Annotated in this window: 18 protein-coding genes; 3 read left to right on the top strand and 15 right to left on the bottom strand. The window is 68.5% G+C overall.

From position 1 onward, the window contains the following. The gene (locus P2T65_RS14695; protein ID WP_276200068.1) at positions 1-855 is read right to left on the bottom strand and encodes an NlpC/P60 family protein; all 855 of its coding nucleotides are present in this window, start codon (positions 853-855) and stop codon (positions 1-3) included. A gap of 14 nt (positions 856-869) precedes the next feature. Beyond that, a complete protein-coding gene (locus tag P2T65_RS14690) occupies positions 870-1,232 on the bottom strand; it encodes a MarR family winged helix-turn-helix transcriptional regulator (protein WP_055460188.1) in 363 nt (120 codons plus the stop codon). 300 nt (positions 1,233-1,532) lie between these two features. Here P2T65_RS14690 and P2T65_RS14685 point away from each other — a divergent pair, with 300 nt between their 5' ends. Next, positions 1,533-2,117, top strand: coding sequence for a hypothetical protein (locus tag P2T65_RS14685; protein WP_055460187.1), 585 nt, complete (start codon positions 1,533-1,535; stop codon positions 2,115-2,117). 3 nt (positions 2,118-2,120) lie between these two features. Here P2T65_RS14685 and truA read toward each other — a convergent pair whose 3' ends face one another. From truA to P2T65_RS14670, 3 genes are all read right to left on the bottom strand, one after another. Then, positions 2,121-2,864 carry a tRNA pseudouridine(38-40) synthase TruA gene (gene truA, locus P2T65_RS14680; protein ID WP_055460262.1) on the bottom strand — a complete coding sequence of 248 codons (744 nt, stop codon included), beginning with the start codon at positions 2,862-2,864 and terminating at the stop codon, positions 2,121-2,123. A 2-nt stretch (positions 2,865-2,866) separates the two neighbouring features. Further along, the gene (fmt, locus tag P2T65_RS14675) at positions 2,867-3,799 is read right to left on the bottom strand and encodes a methionyl-tRNA formyltransferase (RefSeq protein WP_276200067.1); all 933 of its coding nucleotides are present in this window, start codon (positions 3,797-3,799) and stop codon (positions 2,867-2,869) included. A 273-nt stretch (positions 3,800-4,072) separates the two neighbouring features. After that, complete coding sequence (locus P2T65_RS14670; RefSeq protein ID WP_055460185.1) at positions 4,073-4,591, bottom strand: peptide deformylase; 519 nt, start codon at positions 4,589-4,591, stop codon at positions 4,073-4,075. A 108-nt stretch (positions 4,592-4,699) separates the two neighbouring features. Between P2T65_RS14670 and rmuC the strand changes: the two genes are divergently transcribed. Further along, a complete protein-coding gene (gene rmuC, locus P2T65_RS14665) occupies positions 4,700-5,869 on the top strand; it encodes a DNA recombination protein RmuC (protein WP_055460184.1) in 1,170 nt (389 codons plus the stop codon). 179 nt (positions 5,870-6,048) lie between these two features. Here the strand turns inward: rmuC and P2T65_RS14660 are convergent, their stop codons facing one another. The 4 genes from P2T65_RS14660 to P2T65_RS14645 all read right to left on the bottom strand — a co-directional run bounded on the left by P2T65_RS14660 (position 6,049) and on the right by P2T65_RS14645 (position 10,230). Next, positions 6,049-6,957 (bottom strand): ribokinase, encoded by a 909-nt coding sequence (locus P2T65_RS14660; protein WP_055460183.1) that lies wholly within the window; start codon positions 6,955-6,957, stop codon positions 6,049-6,051. Positions 6,958-6,965: 8 nt separating this feature from the next. After that, complete coding sequence (upp, locus tag P2T65_RS14655) at positions 6,966-7,595, bottom strand: uracil phosphoribosyltransferase (protein ID WP_063185350.1); 630 nt, start codon at positions 7,593-7,595, stop codon at positions 6,966-6,968. A 92-nt stretch (positions 7,596-7,687) separates the two neighbouring features. Then, the gene (locus tag P2T65_RS14650; protein ID WP_055460181.1) at positions 7,688-8,956 is read right to left on the bottom strand and encodes a URC4/urg3 family protein; all 1,269 of its coding nucleotides are present in this window, start codon (positions 8,954-8,956) and stop codon (positions 7,688-7,690) included. 14 nt (positions 8,957-8,970) lie between these two features. After that, positions 8,971-10,230 carry a GTP cyclohydrolase II gene (locus P2T65_RS14645; protein WP_276200066.1) on the bottom strand — a complete coding sequence of 420 codons (1,260 nt, stop codon included), beginning with the start codon at positions 10,228-10,230 and terminating at the stop codon, positions 8,971-8,973. A gap of 191 nt (positions 10,231-10,421) precedes the next feature. Between P2T65_RS14645 and P2T65_RS14640 the strand changes: the two genes are divergently transcribed. Beyond that, a complete protein-coding gene (locus P2T65_RS14640) occupies positions 10,422-11,003 on the top strand; it encodes an NAD(P)H-dependent oxidoreductase (protein ID WP_055460179.1) in 582 nt (193 codons plus the stop codon). Between the two features lie 9 nt (positions 11,004-11,012). On the opposite strand, the gene P2T65_RS14635 is transcribed toward P2T65_RS14640, so the two are convergent. From P2T65_RS14635 to P2T65_RS14610, 6 genes are all read right to left on the bottom strand, one after another. After that, positions 11,013-12,239: a phosphopentomutase gene (locus tag P2T65_RS14635; protein ID WP_055460178.1), complete on the bottom strand. Its 1,227-nt coding sequence runs from the start codon at positions 12,237-12,239 to the stop codon at positions 11,013-11,015. An 86-nt stretch (positions 12,240-12,325) separates the two neighbouring features. Continuing rightward, a complete protein-coding gene (locus P2T65_RS14630; RefSeq protein WP_055460177.1) occupies positions 12,326-13,939 on the bottom strand; it encodes an ABC transporter ATP-binding protein in 1,614 nt (537 codons plus the stop codon). Between the two features lie 3 nt (positions 13,940-13,942). Continuing rightward, positions 13,943-15,052, bottom strand: a complete 1,110-nt coding sequence (locus P2T65_RS14625; protein ID WP_245280587.1) for an ABC transporter permease — start codon at positions 15,050-15,052, stop codon at positions 13,943-13,945. 58 nt (positions 15,053-15,110) lie between these two features. After that, on the bottom strand, positions 15,111-16,184 hold the full coding sequence (locus tag P2T65_RS14620) for a microcin C ABC transporter permease YejB (protein ID WP_276200065.1): 1,074 nt from the start codon (positions 16,182-16,184) through the stop codon (positions 15,111-15,113). After that, a complete protein-coding gene (locus P2T65_RS14615) occupies positions 16,185-16,583 on the bottom strand; it encodes a DUF4260 domain-containing protein (protein WP_245280580.1) in 399 nt (132 codons plus the stop codon). Positions 16,584-16,585: 2 nt separating this feature from the next. After that, on the bottom strand, positions 16,586-18,382 hold the full coding sequence (locus tag P2T65_RS14610) for an extracellular solute-binding protein (protein WP_276200093.1): 1,797 nt from the start codon (positions 18,380-18,382) through the stop codon (positions 16,586-16,588). Positions 18,383-18,494 lie beyond the last annotated feature (112 nt).

The following is an 18,494-nucleotide window of genomic DNA, read 5'->3' as shown; positions in this document are numbered from 1 at the left end:
TCAGAGCCGCTTGATGCTGGTGACCGGCCCGGCACCGGCAGCTTCGATCCGCGCCGCCGCGACGGCAAGCGGCTCGATCGCCGTCGCCATGTGGTGGCCGTTGGCGTGCAGCAGGTTGGCACTGTCGACCATGATGCCGACGTGCCCCTTCCAGAACACGAGGTCGCCGCGCCTGAGCCCCGTGAACTCCTCGGTGATAGGCAGTGGCGAGCCGAGCGTCCGCTCCTGCAGGTCGCTGTCGCGCGGCGCCTCGACGGCGGCAGCCGAGAGCGCGAGCTGCACGAGGCCTGAACAGTCGATGCCCAGGCTGGTCTTGCCGCCCCACAGATAGGGCACGCCGACGAAGCGCTCGGCGATGGTGACGAAATCATCGGCAAGCGGCGGGCCGACGAAGGCGAGGTGCCGCGCGAAGATGGCGCTGCCATCGGCAAGCCGCGCGAAATCGCCCTCGAAACCGCTCACCGTCACGCCCGCCATGAGCGATAGCGCCCCAACCGGCGGCAGCTTGATGGACGGGCCGGGGTAGACGAAGGTACGCAGCACGGCCACCCGATGCGTCGGCGCGGGCTCGAAGGCGCCGAGCGCCGACACCGGCAGGTAGCCGACATAGCCGTCGCCGGCGAGTTGCGCCCAGGCCCAGCCCTCCTCCTCCTCGAAGACGCGCACGGCCTCGCCGGCGAGCGCCTCGGTGTCGAGCGGCGCATCGGGCCGCGGCTCCCGCCGGAGCGGTGCGCTCGCCGCGACTATGCGCCGCTCCCGCGCCCTGACGTAGCGCGTGGCCACCACCGTGCCCGCGAGGAAATCGGCCGCGAGGTCGGGTCGGGCCGGGGTTGTGCGCGGATCGGTCAGCATCATTTCCGTGTATCCCTCTATCGCGGCAGCACCCTGCCATGCGCGACGATGAGGTCGCCCAGCCGCTCCACGGCGAGCGCGCCCTTCACCGTCCGCTGTATCACGACATTGCGGCGGTCCGCATCATCCCTGCGGCGGGCGACGAGATCCAGCCGGCCCATTGTGTCGAGCGCGCGTGTGATGACCGGCTTCGTCACGCCGAGCTTGCCGGCGAGCCCGCGCACCGTGTGCGGCGGCGGCTCCAGATAGATCGTGAGCAAAATGGCAAGCTGCCGCGCGGAGAGGTCATGCGACAGATCCTGCCCGTCCTCGCGCACGAGATCGAGTGTGACGCGATGCCAGAGGGTGAGAGCTTCGAGGGGCCGCAGTTCGACGGGCATGGAACGCAAGGGGGTCGGATCGTTTCGGTTCCGTATTATTTCGGCCGGGCGATCGGCGGGCAAGCACGACCCGTGCGCGCGGTTAAGAAAGGCCTCATGCAGCCTTCGCGAGCAACATTCGGGCACCTGTCGCTTGGCTCTTGCCCCGGCTCGCCACCAGACGTGAAGCGGCAAAGCGCGACGCTTCCCTGTTGTCATGGCCGCGCCTGTCGCGGGCATGACGGCTGAGCGGGACGCGCCACCTCTAGACAAAAGGCCTACGACTTTCGTATTATATGCAACGCAACATCCGAGGCTGACATGCTCATCACGGCCGACGAGGTGGCCCGCTCGCTACGCGGCTGCTGGCAGGTCCTGAACCGCAGCAAGGGCGCGCTCGAAACCTTCGACGTCAGCTTCACCGGCTTCTGGCACTCGTTCCTCGCCATGGCGCTCGCCGCGCCAGCCTTCGTCGTCGGCGTCGCCGCCGCCCGCTTCACCCGCTCCGGCCCGGACTGGATGCACGACGGCGGGCTCTTCGACATGCCCGACATCCTGTTCGCCCAGGCGCTCGTCATCGCCTCGGCCTGGCTGCTCTTTCCGCTGCTGATGCTCGGCTTCGTGCGGCTCATGGGGCTCGAGCGGCGCTATGTCGGCTATATCGTCGCCTACAACTGGTCGAACGTGGCGGCCCTTCTCCTGCTCGCCCTACCGCCGGCGCTGCATGTGCTGGGCCTCGCCACGGCGGGCCTGGCCGTGTTCTACGCCCTCGCCTTCGGCTTCATCGTCTTCTATTTCCGCTGGGTCCTCGCCCGGATCGCGCTCGGCATCTCCGCGGGCCTTGCCGGCTTCATCGTCGCCATGGACATCGCCACCTTCGTGCTGGTGCGCACTTTCGTCGGCTGACGATCAGTAATCGACGCCGACGAGATACAGCCCGCACGCCGGCGCCATCGGCCCGCACGCCTTGCGGTTGCGCGCCTGAAGGGCGCGGCGCACGTCCTCCGGCCGCCACTTGCCAGCACCCACGCGCTCCAGCGTGCCGACCATCGAGCGCACCTGGTGGTGCAGAAAGGAGCGCGCCGAGGCCTCGATGCGGATCTCGTCGCCGAGGCGGCTGACATCGAGCCGGTCGAGCGTGCGCACGGGACCGGATGCCTGACATTCCGCGGCACGAAAGGTCGTGAAATCGTGTCGGCCGACGAGGTGCTGCGCCGCCTCGTGCATCGCCGCAGCGTCGAGCGGCCCGGGCACATGCCAGACGAGGCGCGCATCGAGCACCGGCTGCGGCCGTCGGTTGAGGATGCGGTAGAGATAGTGCCGCTTCACGGCGGAGCGGCGGGCATCGAAATCCGCCGGCACCTCGGCGGCAAGGAGCACCGCTGCCGCATCGCCCATGAGCTTCAGATGCGCATTCGTCGCATCGCGCAGCGTATCCGTGCGCCACGGCCGGGAGAGGTCGAAATGCACCACCTGGCCGATGGCATGCACGCCGGCATCGGTGCGCCCGGCGCATTGCACACGCGGGCTTTCGCCGCAGAAGCGGGCGAGCGCCTCTTCCAGCGCCTGCTGCACTGAGCGCCCCGTCTCCTGCCACTGCCAGCCGACATAGGGACTGCCGTCATATTCGACGATGAGCCTGTAGCGCGGCATGATCACGCCAGTACGGTGCCTGGCGCGAGACGGGCGCCACGCAGAAACTCCTCGCCGCTCGTCACGTCGCGCCCGGCGCGCTGCACCTGCAGAAGCTCGACGGCGCCCTCGCCGCAGGCGACGACAAGCCCGCCCGCAAGCAATTTGCCCGGCGGCCCGGCGCCGTCAGCGCGGCGCGTGCGCAGCACCTTCACGCGCTCGGCCCCCTTGCCGAGGTCGACCATGAGAAAGGCGCCGGGAAAGGGCGACAGGCCGCGCACCAGGTTGTGCACCTCGCCGGCCGGACGCGACCAGTCGATGCGCGCCTCCTCGTTGGTGATCTTGGCGGCATAGGCGACACCCTCAGCGGCCTGCGGCACGAAGGAGAGCGCATCGCGTGAAAGCGCCGCGAGCGCGCGCACCATCAGGTCGGCGCCGAGCACGGCAAGCCGGTCGTGCAGCTCACCGGCCGTCATGTCCGGAGCGATGGCAATCCGCTCCACCATCGCGACAGGCCCGGTATCGAGCCCCTCCTCCATCTTCATGACGGCAACACCAGTCTCGGCATCGCCTGCCATCACGGCGCGCTGGATGGGAGCGGCGCCACGCCAGCGCGGTAGCAGCGAGGCATGCAGGTTGAGGCAGCCGAGCCTCGGCGCCTCCAGCACCGGCACGGGCAGGATGAGGCCATAGGCGACGACCACCGCGACATCGGCCGCCAGCGAACGCAAGGTCTCCTGTTCCTCCGGGCCGCGCAGACTCCTGGGCGTATAGACGGGGATGGCGAAACGCTCGGCCATCTCGTGCACCGGCGAGCGCTTCTCGCCCATGCCGCGCCCGGCCCTGGCCGGCGCGCGGGTGTAGACGGCGACGACTTCGTGGCCCTGGCCGACGATTTCGGCGAGCGTCGGCACGGCGAAATCGGGCGTGCCCATGAAAACGATGCGCAGCGACATGGCACCTGCCGGATGTGGGGCGGCGAGCGGCGCCGCAAGCGCCCTTCCCTAAACGCCTGCGGCAGGCAAGGGCAAGCCCCATGCTCCGCGGCCGCCGCACTCTGCTGCCGCTCACAGCCGAAAGCCGCCGTTGCCGACAGAAACAGGATCTGCGCGATGGCCCGCCTTCCACCCGTCATGGCCGGGCGCGTCTCGGCCATCCACGCCCTCAACGTTGCGCAATGAGGCGTCGATGCCCGCGGCTGGGGCGGGCATGACGGGCAATGGTGCTGATTACCCTGCCGCCTCGCGCCGGGCCACCTTGGAGAACTTCTTCATCACGCGGTCGCGCTTGAGCTTCGACAGGTGATCGAGGAAGAGAATCCCGTCGAGATGGTCGATCTCGTGCTGCAGGCAGGTGGCGAGCAGCCCGTCCGCCTCGATCTCCTGCGCCTTGCCGTCCAGGTCGACATAGCGAACCCGCACGCGCGCCGGCCGCTCCACCTCCTCATAATATTCGGGGATGGAAAGGCAGCCTTCCTCGTAGGTGCTCGTCTCTTCCGAGGACCACACGATCTGCGGGTTGATGAACACCATCGGGCGCTTGTCCTCGCCCTCGCGCGAGACGTCGAGCACGAGGATGCGCTTCATGACGCCGATCTGCACGGCCGCGAGGCCGATACCCGGCGCGTCATACATCGTCTCCAGCATGTCGTCGGCCAACTGGCGGATCTCGTCCGTAACCGCCTCGACGGGTGCGGACGGCTGCTTCAGGCGGGGATCGGGAATGACGATGATGCGACGGATGGTCATGGCACACGCTGGGTTGGAAACACAGGCGACATAATCATTCCCGTCGCGCCGGTCAACGTGTTCCGCTTTCGTTCGCATCGGGCGCACGAATCAGCTAGCGTTGGGTGCATGAACGACATCGCCCTCACCATCGGCGCTCACGCCTTCACCTATGCCCAGGTGGCGCTCGGCTTCGCGCTCGCCGTCATCCTGCTGCTCGCGCTGCTCGCCCGCAGCACCGCCCGAGCGGGGCGCGAGCGCTCGCTGGAGGCGGCCGCCGCGGCGGAACGTGCGCGCGAGTTCGACGACAAGGTGGCGGAGATGACGCGCCTGCAGGCGGAGATGCAGGGTCGCATGCAGACGATGGCCGAGATCTTCGGCACCCGCCAGGCGGATCTCGCGCGCCTCTTGAGCGAGCGGCTCGACGGCCTGCAGCACCGGGTCGGCCAGGGGCTGGAGACGACGGCCCGCCAGACGAGCGAGAACATCGCCCGCCTCAACGAGCGCCTCGCCGTCATCGACGCCGCGCAGAAGAACCTCACCGATCTCACCGGCGAGGTGGTCGGCCTCAAGGACATCCTAGCCAACAAGCAGGCGCGCGGCGCCTACGGCCAGGGACGGATGGAGGCGATCATCCGCGACGGCCTGCCGGCGGGTGCCTATACCTTCCAGGCGACGCTGTCGAACCGTACGCGGCCGGACTGCCTCGTGCACCTGCCGGGCGACCATCCGCTCGTCATCGACGCCAAGTTCCCGCTCGAGGGCTTTTCGGCCTTTCGCGAAGCCAAAAGCGAGGAGGCGCGTCGGCAGGCCGGCCAGCGCGTGAAGGCGGATGTCGCGACCCACGTGCGCGACATCGCCGAGAAATACCTCATCCCCGGCGAGACGCAGGACATGGCGCTGCTCTTCGTGCCGTCCGAGGCCATCTATGCCGACCTGCATGAATATTTCGACGACGTGGTGCAGCGCGCACACCGTGCGCGCGTCGTGGTCGTCTCTCCCTCGCTCCTGGCGCTCGCCATCCAAGTGATGCAGACGTTGGTGCGCGACGCACGCATGCGCGAGGAGGCGCAGAAGATCCAGGTGGAGGTGCGGCGTCTGCTCGACGACGTGAAGCGCCTGAGCGACCGAGTGGAAAGGCTCGATACCCACTTCCGCCAGGCCCAGGAGGATGTGGGCCAGATCCGCATCTCGACCGACAAGATCGTCAAGCGCGGCGAGCGCATCGACGCCCTCGAGTTCGACGATGCCGAGCAGCCGCGCCCGGCCATTGCCAGCCCCGTCAGGGCGGCGGAATAGGGCACCGTTCGATAAGCGGTGCACCGGCCCATCGGGGGTCTCTTTGCGTTTCCGCCGCTCCGTCATGGCCGGCGCGTCCCGGCCATCCACGCCCTTGCGTTGCGCGATGTTCGGCGCGGCGCGGATGCCCGCGACAAGCGGGGGCATGACAGCCCATGGAAGCCGCCGGCCTCACATCCTCAAACGAACTGCCCCGCCACCAGCGCCTCGATCGCCGCCTTGTCCGGAATGCTCGGCTGCGCGCCGGCCTTCGTGCAGGCGAGGCTGCCGGCGGCAACGCCACGTTGCAAGGCTCCGGTGAAGCCGTAGCCACCGGCGAGCGCTGCGGCGAAAGCGCCGCAGAACGTATCGCCCGCCGCCGTCGTGTCGACCACCGCGACGGGCGGCGCCGGCACGGCCCGGCGCACCCCGCCCGTCCAGGCGACGAGCCCTTCGGCTCCGAGCGTCACGATGGCCGCGATGCCGTGGCGGGCGTCGATCACGCGGGCGATGGCATCCGGGTTGCCTTCCGCGATGCCAAGGGCGTCGGCCATGACCCGCGCCTCGTGCTCGTTCATGACAAGGATGTCGAGGAGGGCCACGAGTTCCGGGTCCGGCCGTCCTGCCGGGGCGAGGTTGAGCATGACGCGCGCGCCATGAGCCTTGGCGATGCGCGCGGCGGCGATGCACTCGGCTTCCGGCACCTCGCGTTGCAGGAGCAGGATCGCTCCGTCCTCCCAGGCAATCCCGGCGAGCGTCTCGGCGCGTGCATGGCCATTGGCGCCGGCCGCGACGACGATGGCGTTCTCGCCCGCCGCATCCACCGTGATGAAGGCAGCGCCCGTCGGCTCATCGAGACGCGCGACAAGGGAGAGATCGACACCCTCGGCGGAGAGGAGGCCGAGCGCCGCCTTGGCGAGCCCGTCATGCCCGACCGCCCCGGCCATGATCACCCGCGCGCCCGCCCGGGCGGCGGCGAGCGCCTGGTTGGCACCCTTTCCCCCGGGGTGCACGGCATAACCGGGACCGATCACGGTCTCGCCCGGCGCCGGAATGTGCCCGACGCGCGTGACGAGATCGGCGTTGAGCGAACCGAAGACGACGATCATGGCTGCAGTCACTTGGTGCCGTACATGCGGTCGCCGGCATCGCCGAGACCCGGCATGATGTAGCCGTGGTCGTTCAGTCGCTGGTCGATGGCCGCTGTCCAGATCGGCACGTCCGGATGCTCTCCACGCAGCTTCTCGATACCCTCCGGAGCGGCCAGCAGACAGACGAAACGCATCTCCTTGGCACCGCGCTCCTTCAACCGGTCGATGGCGGCCACGGCGGAATTGGCCGTCGCCAGCATCGGGTCCATGACGATGACGAGACGCTCGGCGAGATTGGCCGGGGCCTTGAAGTAATATTCGACGGCCGTCAGCGTCTCGGGATCGCGGTAGAGACCAATGTGAGCGACACGCGCGGAGGGCACGAGATCGAGCATGCCGTCGAGGAATCCGACGCCGGCGCGCAGGATGGGCGCGAAGACGAGTTTCTTGCCCGCCAGCATCGGCGCGCGCATCGGCATCAGTGGCGTTTCGATGTCGACGTCCTCGAGCGGCAGATCGCGCGTTACCTCGTAGCACAGCAGCATGCCGATCTCGTTCAGCAGCTGGCGAAAGCCCTTGGTGGAGCGCGACTTGTCGCGCATCAGCGTCAGCTTGTGCTGCACCAGCGGATGGTCGACGACGGTAACGCCTTCCATGGATCGGCTCCGGCCTCTGGATGGTTGACACGTGCGGTTCTGCGCCGCTTGCCCGACAATAAGCACCGGCGCGCCACCGCGGGAAGGCGGAATCAGAACACCGTGCCGTCGCTGGCGATGGAAAGCGGTGGAGAACCGTCGCCGCGAGTCTCGCGCGCGATGCGGCGGCCGGCCGCCCAGGTGCCGCCCTCGAGCACGCGGGCAAGCGGCATCGCCCGCTCGTCGCAGCCGAGCCGTTCGCGCACGAGGCGAGCCACCGCGTCGAGCAGGGCCACCGTCAGCGCCCGCCACTCGACGACCAGCGGCGAGGACACCTCGTGGGTGCGCGCCAGATCCTCCGGATCCTTCAGGCGAATCGCGCCGAGGTCGATGAGGAGGCCGCCGTTGCGATATTCCGGCAGGCCCGTGAGCCCATCGATGCCGGTGACGACAAGCCCCGCCTCCTCCAGCGGCTCGATGAGCGAATAGGCCAGCCATTGCGACAGCTTGTGGAAGGGTACGAGGCCGGCCGTGCCCCCCTCGCCCGGCATCAGCGGGTGCATCCACGTGTCGCCGAGCTCGATGCCGGCGATGGTGAGCCGCGCCGGCCAGACCGCGGACAGATGGGCGAGCAGCATGTGCAGGATCAGCTCCGCCGGCACCTCGCCGCCAGCGCCCTCGGCCACGAGGGCATCGAACAGCCCGCCGGGGCGCGGCCCGTCGGCGCGGGCGAAGACCTCGGGCTTGGCCGCAGCCACCGTGCCGAGGCCGTAGAGCAGCGCGGCCCGGCCCTCGAGCCCGACGAGCGCGTTCTGCTCGCTCGCCTTGAAGCCGGTGGCGAGGTCGCGCGCGGTCACCTCGCGCAGCCGCTTGGCGTCGGCACGCAGCGGATCTTCGGCGCAGAAGGAGAAGAGCCCCGCCTCGAACATGCGCAGCGAGGCGACCGCGAGGCCCTCGGAGCGGGCATAGGCCTCCCCCGTCTCGTCCTCCCGGTAGCGCCAGACGGGACCCGCGCCGGCGTCGAGGAGCACGCTGAGGATGGCGAGGTCGAAGGCGGCCCGGGCCTTGCCGGCGGTATCCGGCCAGCGCGTTCGCGCCGCGAGCGCCCCCCAGCGGTCATGGCCGCCCGCCGCGAAATGCCGCCAGCGGGCGTGGAAGGGGATGGCGAGCGTCGGGTAATTGGCCCGGATCGTGTCGACGACATAATCCGCCACGAGGGGCAGCCGGTCCATATCGACGGCGCAGTGGAGGAGGCGTCCGTCCTCAGCGAGGCCGAGCATGGTGCGAGCCCGCTCGCGCACCGCCCGCGCCGACAGCAGCGCCCTGACCGCATCGGGCGAAACGCCCCCGGCCTCGCTCGTACGCACCGACAATTCCGTCATCACCCGCCAGTCCCTCAATAGCGATCGAGGTCGCGGCCGACCGTCGCCTTGAGCGCGGCCTCGTCCGGCGGCGTCTCCGGCGTATAGTAGCCGGCCGCCTTCTTGGCCGCGAGTTCCACCTGCGCATCGGGCGGCACGAGTTCGTCCGGGATCGGCACCCGCTCTCCGATCTCAATGCCCGAGCCGGTGATGGCGTCGTACTTCATGTTGGACATGGAGACGAACCGGTCGATGCGGCGGATGCCGAGCCAGTGCAGCACATCCGGCATCAGCTGCTGGAAGCGTGCGTCCTGCACGCCGGCAACGCATTCCGTGCGCTCGAAATAGGTGGCCGCCTGGTCGCCGCCCTCCTGGCGCTTGCGGGCGTTGTAGACGAGGAACTTCGTGACCTCGCCGAGCGCCCGCCCCTCCTTGCGGTTGTAGACGATGACGCCGGCGCCGCCCTTCTGCGCTTCGCGCACGCATTCCTCGATGCCGTGCACCAGATAGGGGCGGCAGGTGCAGATGTCGGAGCCGAAGACGTCGGAGCCGTTGCACTCGTCGTGCACCCGGCAAGCGATGGTGCGCTTCTCGTCGGTCAGCGCCGCGACCTCCCCGACGATATAGACCGTGGTACCCCCGATGGGCGGCAGGAAGACGTGCAGGTCCGGCCGCGTCACGAGCTCCGGGAACATGCCACCCGTCTGCTCGAACAGCGTGCGCCGCAGCTTCTGTTCGCTCGTGCCGAAGCGCTCGGCGACCCCCGGCAGGTGCCAAACCGGATCGATGGCAATCTTGGTGACGGCGATGTCGCCGGAGGCGTGCAGGATGGTGCCGTCGGCCGCGAGGCGGTGGCCGGCGATGGCGGCGAGGATCTCGAGCAGGTTGAGCCGCGCCCGGGTGACGGCGATGGAGGGCCGGATGTCAGCCCCCTCCGCCACATCGCGAGCAAAGGCGCTCGCCACCATGTGGCCGAAGGGATCGAGCGAGACGATGCGGCCGGGCTCGCTCCATTGCGGATGCGGCCCGATGGCGACAACGGGATCGGTGTTGGTGAGGTCGGGCCGCACCAGCGGGTTGAGCGCGCCGGACGAGACAGCGAGCGCGCGGTAGAGCGCATAGGCACCACCATGCGCGCCGATGACATTGCGCAGGCCCGGATTGGTGACGGTGCCGATCACCGGCCCCCGCTCCGCGGGCGTGTCCGCGCCCCAGCGGATGGGAAAGCGCGCAGGCGTCTCGGGCTCGGGATGGGAGGTGAGACGGATATGGCTCGACCGATTCGGCGTCGTCATGGCCTGTGCCCCGAAGAGAACGAGCCCTCGCCGAAAAGGCTGGAGGGCTCGAAGGGTCTCGACCGGAGGGAGCTTGCTGCACCGCGGCGATGGCGTCAACTCGCAGCGCAAATGGTGCGCGTGTGACCTGCATCAAACCAAACGGCGTCGCCTGCGCCGAACATAGCGACTGTTCTCGATGGGATGAGTGCATGCGTAAGATCACCATTCTCCAGGGCCACCCCGACAATGATCCCGCCCGCCTGTGCCGCGCCCTGGCGGCCGCCTATGCGGAAGGCGCCCGCGCCGGCGGCCATAGCGTGAAGGAGGTCGATATCGCCCGGCTCGACGTGCCGTTCCTGCGCACGCAGAACGATTTCGAGCTCGGGCTGATGCCGGAAGGCCTTGCCGAGGCGGGCGAGGCACTCGCCTGGGCGGACCACGTCGTCCTCGTCTTCCCCCTCTGGCTCGGGACATTGCCGGCCCTTGCCAAGGCCTTCCTCGAGCAGGTGCTGCGCCCCGGCACCGCCTTTCGCTACAACGACGGCGGGGTGCCCGAGAAGCTGCTCACCGGCCGTTCCGTCCGCATCGTCGTGACCATGGGCATGCCGGCCTTCATCTACCGCTGGTGGTACGGTGCCCACGGCCTGCGCGGCCTTGAGCGCAACATCCTTTCCTTCGTCGGCCTGGGGCCGATCCGCCGCAGCCTGTTCGGCGGCGTCGGCACGGCCAACGAGGAGAAGCGCCGGCTCTGGCTTGCGCGCATGGCGAGCCTCGGGCGCGAGGGCCGCTAGCGGCAGATATCAGATGAAGGACCACGGCCTGCCAGGCCCCGAACCTGGCAAGCCGAGATGGGCGGCGAGCGTTTCGCCGATATCGGCGAAGGTTGTCCTGAGGCCGATCGACCCCGGCGCGACGGCCGGACCGAAGGCAAGCACCGGCACCTGCTCGCGGGTATGATCGGTGCCGCGCCAGGTCGGGTCGTTGCCGTGATCGGCGGTGACGACGGCAACATCCGCGGGTCCGAGCAGGGCCTCGATCTCCGGCACGCGCCGGTCGAAGGCCTCGATGGCGGCAGCATAGCCGGCCACATCCCGGCGGTGGCCGTACTCGGTGTCGAAATCGACGAGATTGGAGAATACGAGGCCACCGTCCGGCAGCGTGCGGAAGGCTTCGAGGGTCGCCGTCAGCACGGCGTCGTTGCCGTGCGGCTTGATCTCCCGCCCCGTGTGCCGATGGGCGAAGATGTCGCCGATCTTGCCCACCGTGACGACGGCGCGGCCGGCATCGTCGAGCCGGTCGAGAATTGTTCCTTCCGGCGGGGGGATGGCAAAATCCTTGCGGTTGCCAGTGCGGGTGAAGCCACCATCCGGCGTGCCGACGAACGGCCGAGCGATGACGCGGCCGATCCTGAGCGGGTCGACCAAGGGGCGGACGATGCGGCACAGCTCGTAGAGCCGCTCGAGGCCGAAGGTCTCCTCATGCGCGGCGATCTGCAGCACGGAATCGACGGAGGTGTAGAGGATCGGCTTGCCGCTCGCTACGTGCTCGGCGCCGAGCTCCTCGATGATGGCGGTGCCGGAAGCATGCCTGTCGCCGAGGATACCGGGCAGCTTCGCCGCCGCGACGATCTTCGCCACGAGCTCCGGCGGGAAGGCGGGGCGCGTGTTCGGGAAGTAGCCCCAGGCGAAGGGTACCGGCCGCCCCGCGATCTCCCAGTGGCCGGAGGGAGTGTCCTTGCCGATGGAGGTCTCGCGCGCGACGCCCCACTGCCCCGCCGGTTCGTCCGGCCGCGCCACGCCGGCGAGCGGGCGCCCGGTCGACAATTCGCAGGCCTGCGAGAGCCCGAGGCGGGCGAGGTTGGGGATCGCGAGCGGCCCCCGGCGCAGGCCCTGCCTGTCCGCCTCGCCCGAGGCACAGGCCGCGGCGATATGGCCGAGCGTGTTGGCCCCCTCGTCGCCGAAGGCCGCGGCATCGGGGGCGCCGCCGGCGCCGACCGAATCGAGCACGATAAGCAGGGCGCGTGGCATGGCGTCGGGTCTCAGAGGAATGTGTGGGAGGCCGGTTGTAAGGTGCGCCCGGCAGCCTGCGAAGTCATTTAACTTTGCAGATTGTTTCAGGTCGCCTCTGCGGCTCGCGCGAAGGCCGCGGCGAAGAGCCTGCGCGTGTATTCGTGCTTCGGAGCCGCGAAGATCGTCTCCGCGGGCCCCTCTTCCACGACGACACCGTCCTTCATCACGATGAGCGCATTGGCGAGCGCCCGCACCACCTTGAGGTCGTGCGAGATGAACATGTAGGCGAGGTCCCGCTCGGCCTGCAGCTTGCGCAGCAGATCGACGATCTGCGCCTGCACCGACATGTCGAGCGCCGAGGTCGGCTCGTCGAGCACGACGAACTTCGGGTCGAGCGCCATGGTGCGCGCGATGGCGATGCGCTGGCGCTGGCCGCCGGAGAACTCGTGCGGGTAGCGGTCCATCGCCACCGGGTCGAGCCCGACATCGGCGAGCGCACGGGCAACGATCTCGCGCCGCTCATCGTAGGACAGGCCCGGCTTCTGCACGTCGAGCCCCTCACCCACGATCTCGGCGACGGACAGACGCGGGCTCAGCGACCCGTAGGGATCCTGGAAGACCACCTGCAGGTCCTTGCGCAGCGGTCGAATCTCCTTCTGCCTGAGGCCGTCGATGTTCCGGCCGAGGAAGACCACGGGCCCCTGGCTGGCGATGAGCCTGAGGAGCGCAAGCCCGAGCGTCGTCTTGCCGGAGCCCGATTCGCCGACGACGCCGAGCGTCTCGCCGGCGCGGATGGACAGCGAGATGCCGTCGACCGCCTTGACGTGGCCGACCGTTCGCCTGAGCAGCCCTTTCTTGATGGGAAACCACACCCTGAGCGGCCCGGCCTCGACGACCACGGGCGCCGTCTTGGCCACCGGCCGCGGCTCGCCCTTCGGCTCGGCCGCGAGCAACTTGCGCGTATAAGCGTGCTGCGGCCGCGTGAAGACCGCTTCCACCGGGCCGGTCTCGACGATACGCCCCTCCGTCATCACGCAGACCCGGTCGGCGATACGGCGCACGATGCCGAGATCATGGGTGATGAAGAGCAGCGCCATGCCGAGCCGTGCCTTGAGTTCGGCGAGCAGGGCGAGGATCTGCGCCTGCACCGTGACATCGAGCGCCGTCGTCGGCTCGTCGGCGATGAGCAGGTCCGGCTCGTTGGCGAGCGCCATGGCGATCATGACGCGCTGGCGCTGGCCGCCCGAGAGCTGGTGCGGATAGGCTTCGAGCCGCTCGCCGGCCGACGCGATGCCGACGAGCTCGAGCAGCTCGAGCGTGCGGGCGCGGGCGGCTTGCCCGCTCATGCCGCGGTGCAGCCTGAGGATCTCGCCGATCTGCCGCTCGATGGTGTGGAGCGGATTGAGCGAGGTCATCGGCTCCTGGAAGACCATGGTGATGTCATTGCCGCGCACGGCCCGCATCTCCGCCTCGCTCGCCGCGATGAGGTCCCGCCCCTTGAACAGCACCTGCCCGGACGGATGACGCGCGGCCGGATAGGGCAGCAGCTTCAGCACCGACAGGGCCGTCACGGTCTTGCCCGAGCCGGATTCCCCGACGATGGCCACCGTCTCGCCCGGCGCGACGTCGAAGGACACGCGGTCGACGGCCAGCGTCTCCTGCTCCGCCTGGCGGAAGGCGACGGACAGGTCCTGGACGGAAAGGAGGGGGGCAGTCATGGCTCAACCGAAGGTCTTTCGCGGGTCGAAGGCATCGCGCACCGCTTCGCCGACGAAGATCAGCAGCGACAGCATGATGGCGATGACGAAGAAGCCGGTGAGGCCGAGCCACGGCGCCTCGAGGTGGTTCTTGCCCTGCGCCAGCAGTTCCCCGAGTGACGGCGAGCCCGGCGGCAGGCCGAAGCCGAGGAAGTCGAGCGACGTCAGTGTCGTGATCGAGCCGTTGAGGATGAAGGGCAGGAAGGTCAGCGTCGCCACCATGGCATTCGGCAGGAGGTGGCGGAGCATGATGGTCCCGTTCGGCAGGCCGAGTGCCCGGGCGGCGCGCACATATTCGAAATTGCGCGCACGCAAGAATTCGGCCCGCACCACACCGACGAGCGCCACCCACGAGAACAGCAGCAGGATGCCGAGCAGCACGAAGAAGCCCGGCGTGATGACGGCCGAGATGATGATGAGGAGATAGAGCGCCGGGATCGCCGTCCAGATTTCGATCAGCCGCTGGAAGAGGAGGTCGATCCAGCCGCCGAAATAACCCTGCACCGCGCCCGCCGCGACGCCGATCAGCGAGGAGACGACAGTCAGGGTCAGGCCGAAGAGGACGGAGATGCGGAAGCCGTAGATGAGCCGCGCCACGACGTCGCGGCCCTGGTCGTCGGTGCCGAGCCAATTCCATTCGATGTCGGCGCAGGTGCTGCCGCCGACGCGCTCGGCGGAGGGGCGGCACTCGGCGTCGCTGAGCAGCCACGTCGGCGGCGAGGGCGCCGGCACCGGCAGGTTGCGGTTGTGCGTGTTGTAGGAGAAGCGGATCGGCGGCCACAGGGACCAGCCGTTCTCGGCAATCTCTGAGGCGATGGCGGGGTCGCGGTAGTCGGTGACGGCGAGGAAGCCGCCGAACTTCTCCTCCGGATAGTCGATGAGCACCGGCATCAGGAACTCGCCCTTGTAGGAGACGAGAATCGGCCGGTCATTGGCGATGAACTCGGCGAAAAGGCTGAGAACGAAGAGCGCGAGAAAGATCCAGAACGACCAGTGGCCGCGCCGGTTCGCCCGGAAATTGGCGAGACGACGGGCGTTGATCGGCGACAGGCGCAAAACCCCTCGGCGCGGCAGCGGCGGGGCGAGCTTGGCCGTCTTCTCGGGCTTCGTGAGGGTCGAGGTCTCGGCCACGTCACACCTCGCGCGTCTCGAAATCGATGCGCGGATCGATCCACATGTAGGTGAGGTCGGAGAGGAGATTCACGAGAAGGCCGATGAGGGCAAAGATGTAAAGATTGGCGAAGACGACGGGATAGTCGCGGTTGACGATGGCCTCGAAGGACAGGAGCCCCAGTCCGTCGAGCGAGAAGATGGTCTCGATCAGCAGCGAGCCGGTGAAGAAGGCACCGATGAAAGCGCCCGGAAAGCCCGAGACCACGATCAGCATGGCGTTGCGGAAGACGTGCCCGTAGAGCACTTGCCGCTCCGACAGGCCCTTCATCCGCGCCGTCAGCACGTAGTGCTTGCGGATCTCCTCGAGAAAGGAGTTCTTGGTCAGCAGTGTCGTCGTCGCGAAGGCGCCGAGCGTGAGCGCCAGCACTGGCAGCGCGATGTGCCACAGATAGTCGCCGACCTTGGCCATGAGCGACAAGTCGCGCCAGTTGTCCGAGGTCAGCCCCCTGAGCGGGAAGAGCTGCCAGAAGGAGCCACCGGCAAGGAGCACGATGAGCAGGATGGCGAAGAGAAAGCTCGGGATGGCATAGCCGACGACGACGACGGCCGAGGTCCAGGTGTCGAAGCGCTCGCCGTCGCGCACCGCCTTGGCGATGCCGAGCGGAATCGAAATGGCATAGGAGATCAGCATCATCCACAGCCCGAGCGAGATCGACACGGGCAGCTTTTCGGCGATAAGGTCGACGACGGCGATGTCGCGGAAGTAGCTGCGGCCGAAATCGAAGGTGGCGTAGTCCACCATCATCTTGGCGAAGCGCTCGGGCGCCGGCTTGTCGAAGCCGAACTGCCGCTCGAGCTCCTTGATGAAGGCCGGGTCGAGCCCCTGCGCGCCGCGATAGCGCGACTGGCCAGCATCCCCCGCGCCGCCGCCTGCGAAGCGGGCCGTGGCGCCGGCGTCGGTGCCCTGGATCTGTGCGAGCACCCGCTCCACCGGGCCGCCCGGTGCGAACTGCACGATGACGAAGGAGACGAGCATGATGCCGAACAGCGTCGGCACCATGAGGAGAATGCGTCGCAGCGCGTAGGCCAGCATTTACGACGCCACCGCCTTTCTGCCGACCGGGCCGAGATGTGTATCGCAAAAGCCGCTTGCGTATTTCAGCCCGTAGCCGAGCGTCCTGTCGAAACCGATGTGGGCGACCCAGATCGCAGCCACCGCAAGCACCTCCTGTGCCCCCAGCGCAAACCCGACCGCGGCGAGCAGAACGGGCGCGATATGCGAGTGAAGAGCATTGTAGGCGATTGCCCCGATCCGCGCACCGGCCAGATAGCCAAGGAAACTGACGTCCGGCACGAAGAAGAGCGCCGCATAGAGCCACCAGGGAGCCCCGGTGAGGGAGAACGCGAATGTCGCAGCCCCCCAGGTCAGCAGCGCTTCGATCTTCAGGATCGTTCGCGGCAAGCCGGCAACGCCTCTAAATTCGTCCGACATATTCATCGCTCGACGCCGATCCGCCTTGCCTTCGTCGTGTCGTACCACCACGTGCCCGGCGCGCCCGAGCCGTATTTCGGCGTCTTGTCCGGCCGCGAGAAGACATCCCAGTAGGCGACGAGTGTCTGGTCCTTGTACCACATCGGCACCCAGTAGCGGCCGGCCCTGAGGACACGGTCCAGCGCCCGGCAGGCGATGGTGAGCTCCGCGCGCGTCTTGGCCCGGCCGATGCGCTCGATGAGCGCGTCGATGGCAGGGTTCGCGATGCCGGCGACGTTCCGCGAACCTGGCGTCTTCGCCGCCTCCGAGCCGTAGACGACGCGCATGCTGTCGCCGGGCGTCAGGCTACCGGTCAGTGCCATGCTCGCCATGTCGAAGTCGAATTCGTCCATGCGTCGCCGGTACTGGGCCGCATCGACGATGCGCGAGCGCGCCTCGATGCCGAGCCGCTGCAGGTTCTCCTGGAAGGGCTGGGTGTGCGGCTGCAGCGTCGGCTGGAAGTCGAGGAATTCGATGGTGAAGGGCTGCCCATCCGGCAAGAGAAGCCGCCGCCCCTCGCGCTTGCAGCCCGCATCGCGCAGGAGCTCATCCGCCCGCCGCAGCAGGGCGCGGTCGCTGCCGGAGCCGTCGGACACCGGCGGCACGTAGGGCTCGCCGAAGACCTCCTCCGGTAGATCGGTCCGGAACGGCTCGAGGAGCGCCAGTTCCTCCGGCGATGGCATGCCCGTCGCCTTCATCTCCGAGGCCTCGAAGAAGGAGGTCAGCCGCTTGTAGGCCGAATACATGATGTTCTTGTTCGTCCATTCGAAATCGAAGGCGAGGCCGATCGCCTCGCGCACGCGCGGGTCGCGGAACTGGGCGCGGCGCGTGTTGAAGTACCAGCCCTGCGTCGGCACGGCCGAGCGCGTCGGGATCTCCTCGCGCTTGACACGGCCTTCACGCACGGCGGGGAAGTCGTATCCCGTCGCCCAGATGCGGGCCGTATATTCCTCATGGTAATTGAAGGCGCCGGACTTGAAGGCCTCGAAGGCCACCTGCCGGTCGCGGAAATACTCGTAGCGGATGCGGCCGAAATTGTTGCCGCCGACATTCACCGGCAGATCGCGCGCCCAATAGTCCTCCACCCGCTCGAACTCTATGAAGCGGCCAACCTCGAAGCGCCCGACCCGGTAGGGACCGGAGCCGAGCGGCGCCTCGAGCGTCGTCGCCTCGAAGTCGCGCCCGTTCCAGTAGGCCCTGGAAAAGACGGGCAGGCTCGCCACGACGAGGTGCAGGTCGCGGCTGCGCTGCGGCGACAGGCGGATGGCAACGACATCCTCGCGCTCCACCTCCGCGCCGACGACTTCCGTGAGAATGGCGCGGTAGTTCGGATGCCCCTTGGTCTTGAGGGTATCGAGCGAGAAGGCGACGTCCTCGGCCGTGATACGCGAGCCGTCGTGAAAGCGCGCTTCAGGCCGCAGCACGAAGCGGTAGGTCAGTTCATCCGGCGAGATGCGCACGGCACGCGCCACGAGGCCGTAGAGTGCATCGGGCTCGTCACCCGAGCCGGCCATCAGCGTGTCGTAGGTCAGGTCCATCCCCGCCGCGCCGTCGCCGCGCAGCACGAAGATGTTGAGGGTGTTGAAGGTGTCGAAATTCTGGTTGCCGCCCGCCTGCTTGATCTGCAGCGAGAGCGTGCCACCCTTCGGCGCGTTTGGGTTAACGTAGCTGAAGTGCTTGAAGTCCGGCGGATAGGCGAGGTCGCCGAAGGCGGACAGGCCGTGCACCTCGGCCTCGTCGGCCAGCCCCATGCGCGGCATGAACAGTCCGGCGGCCGTCGCGCCGCCCGCCGCGAGCAGGGCGCGCCGGGTGAAAGAAAAGCGCGTCGGGTCGAACAGCGGTCCGTTCACGTGTCTCGTCTCCTACGTCACG

The sequence above is a fragment of the Chelatococcus sp. XZ-Ab1 genome, assembly GCF_029309855.1.
GTDB classification, from domain to species: Bacteria; Pseudomonadota; Alphaproteobacteria; order Rhizobiales; family Beijerinckiaceae; genus Chelatococcus_A; species Chelatococcus_A sambhunathii.
Note: the sequence above shows the minus strand (reverse complement) of the source record. Positions and strands in the feature narration are given on the sequence as shown.

Bases quoted from the DNA above. Each gene is read 5' to 3' on its own strand.
- P2T65_RS14690 (WP_055460188.1), bottom strand. From the start codon at position 1,232: ATGCCCGTCGAACTGCGGCCCCTCGAAGCTCTCACCCTCTGGCATCGC.
- truA (WP_055460262.1), bottom strand. From the start codon at position 2,864: ATGCCGCGCTACAGGCTCATCGTCGAATATGACGGCAGTCCCTATGTC.
- P2T65_RS14695 (WP_276200068.1), bottom strand. From the start codon at position 855: ATGATGCTGACCGATCCGCGCACAACCCCGGCCCGACCCGACCTCGCG.
- P2T65_RS14635 (WP_055460178.1), bottom strand. From the start codon at position 12,239: ATGCCACGCGCCCTGCTTATCGTGCTCGATTCGGTCGGCGCCGGCGGC.
- P2T65_RS14620 (WP_276200065.1), bottom strand. From the start codon at position 16,184: ATGCTGGCCTACGCGCTGCGACGCATTCTCCTCATGGTGCCGACGCTG.
- P2T65_RS14610 (WP_276200093.1), bottom strand. From the start codon at position 18,382: ATGCCGCGCATGGGGCTGGCCGACGAGGCCGAGGTGCACGGCCTGTCC.
- P2T65_RS14670 (WP_055460185.1), bottom strand. From the start codon at position 4,591: ATGACCATCCGTCGCATCATCGTCATTCCCGATCCCCGCCTGAAGCAG.
- P2T65_RS14615 (WP_245280580.1), bottom strand. From the start codon at position 16,583: ATGTCGGACGAATTTAGAGGCGTTGCCGGCTTGCCGCGAACGATCCTG.
- P2T65_RS14660 (WP_055460183.1), bottom strand. From the start codon at position 6,957: ATGATCGTCGTCTTCGGTTCGCTCAACGCCGATCTCGTCACGCGCGTC.
- P2T65_RS14640 (WP_055460179.1), top strand. From the start codon at position 10,422: ATGCGTAAGATCACCATTCTCCAGGGCCACCCCGACAATGATCCCGCC.
- P2T65_RS14650 (WP_055460181.1), bottom strand. From the start codon at position 8,956: ATGACGGAATTGTCGGTGCGTACGAGCGAGGCCGGGGGCGTTTCGCCC.
- P2T65_RS14645 (WP_276200066.1), bottom strand. From the start codon at position 10,230: ATGACGACGCCGAATCGGTCGAGCCATATCCGTCTCACCTCCCATCCC.
- upp (WP_063185350.1), bottom strand. From the start codon at position 7,595: ATGGAAGGCGTTACCGTCGTCGACCATCCGCTGGTGCAGCACAAGCTG.
- P2T65_RS14685 (WP_055460187.1), top strand. From the start codon at position 1,533: ATGCTCATCACGGCCGACGAGGTGGCCCGCTCGCTACGCGGCTGCTGG.
- fmt (WP_276200067.1), bottom strand. From the start codon at position 3,799: ATGTCGCTGCGCATCGTTTTCATGGGCACGCCCGATTTCGCCGTGCCG.
- rmuC (WP_055460184.1), top strand. From the start codon at position 4,700: ATGAACGACATCGCCCTCACCATCGGCGCTCACGCCTTCACCTATGCC.
- P2T65_RS14630 (WP_055460177.1), bottom strand. From the start codon at position 13,939: ATGACTGCCCCCCTCCTTTCCGTCCAGGACCTGTCCGTCGCCTTCCGC.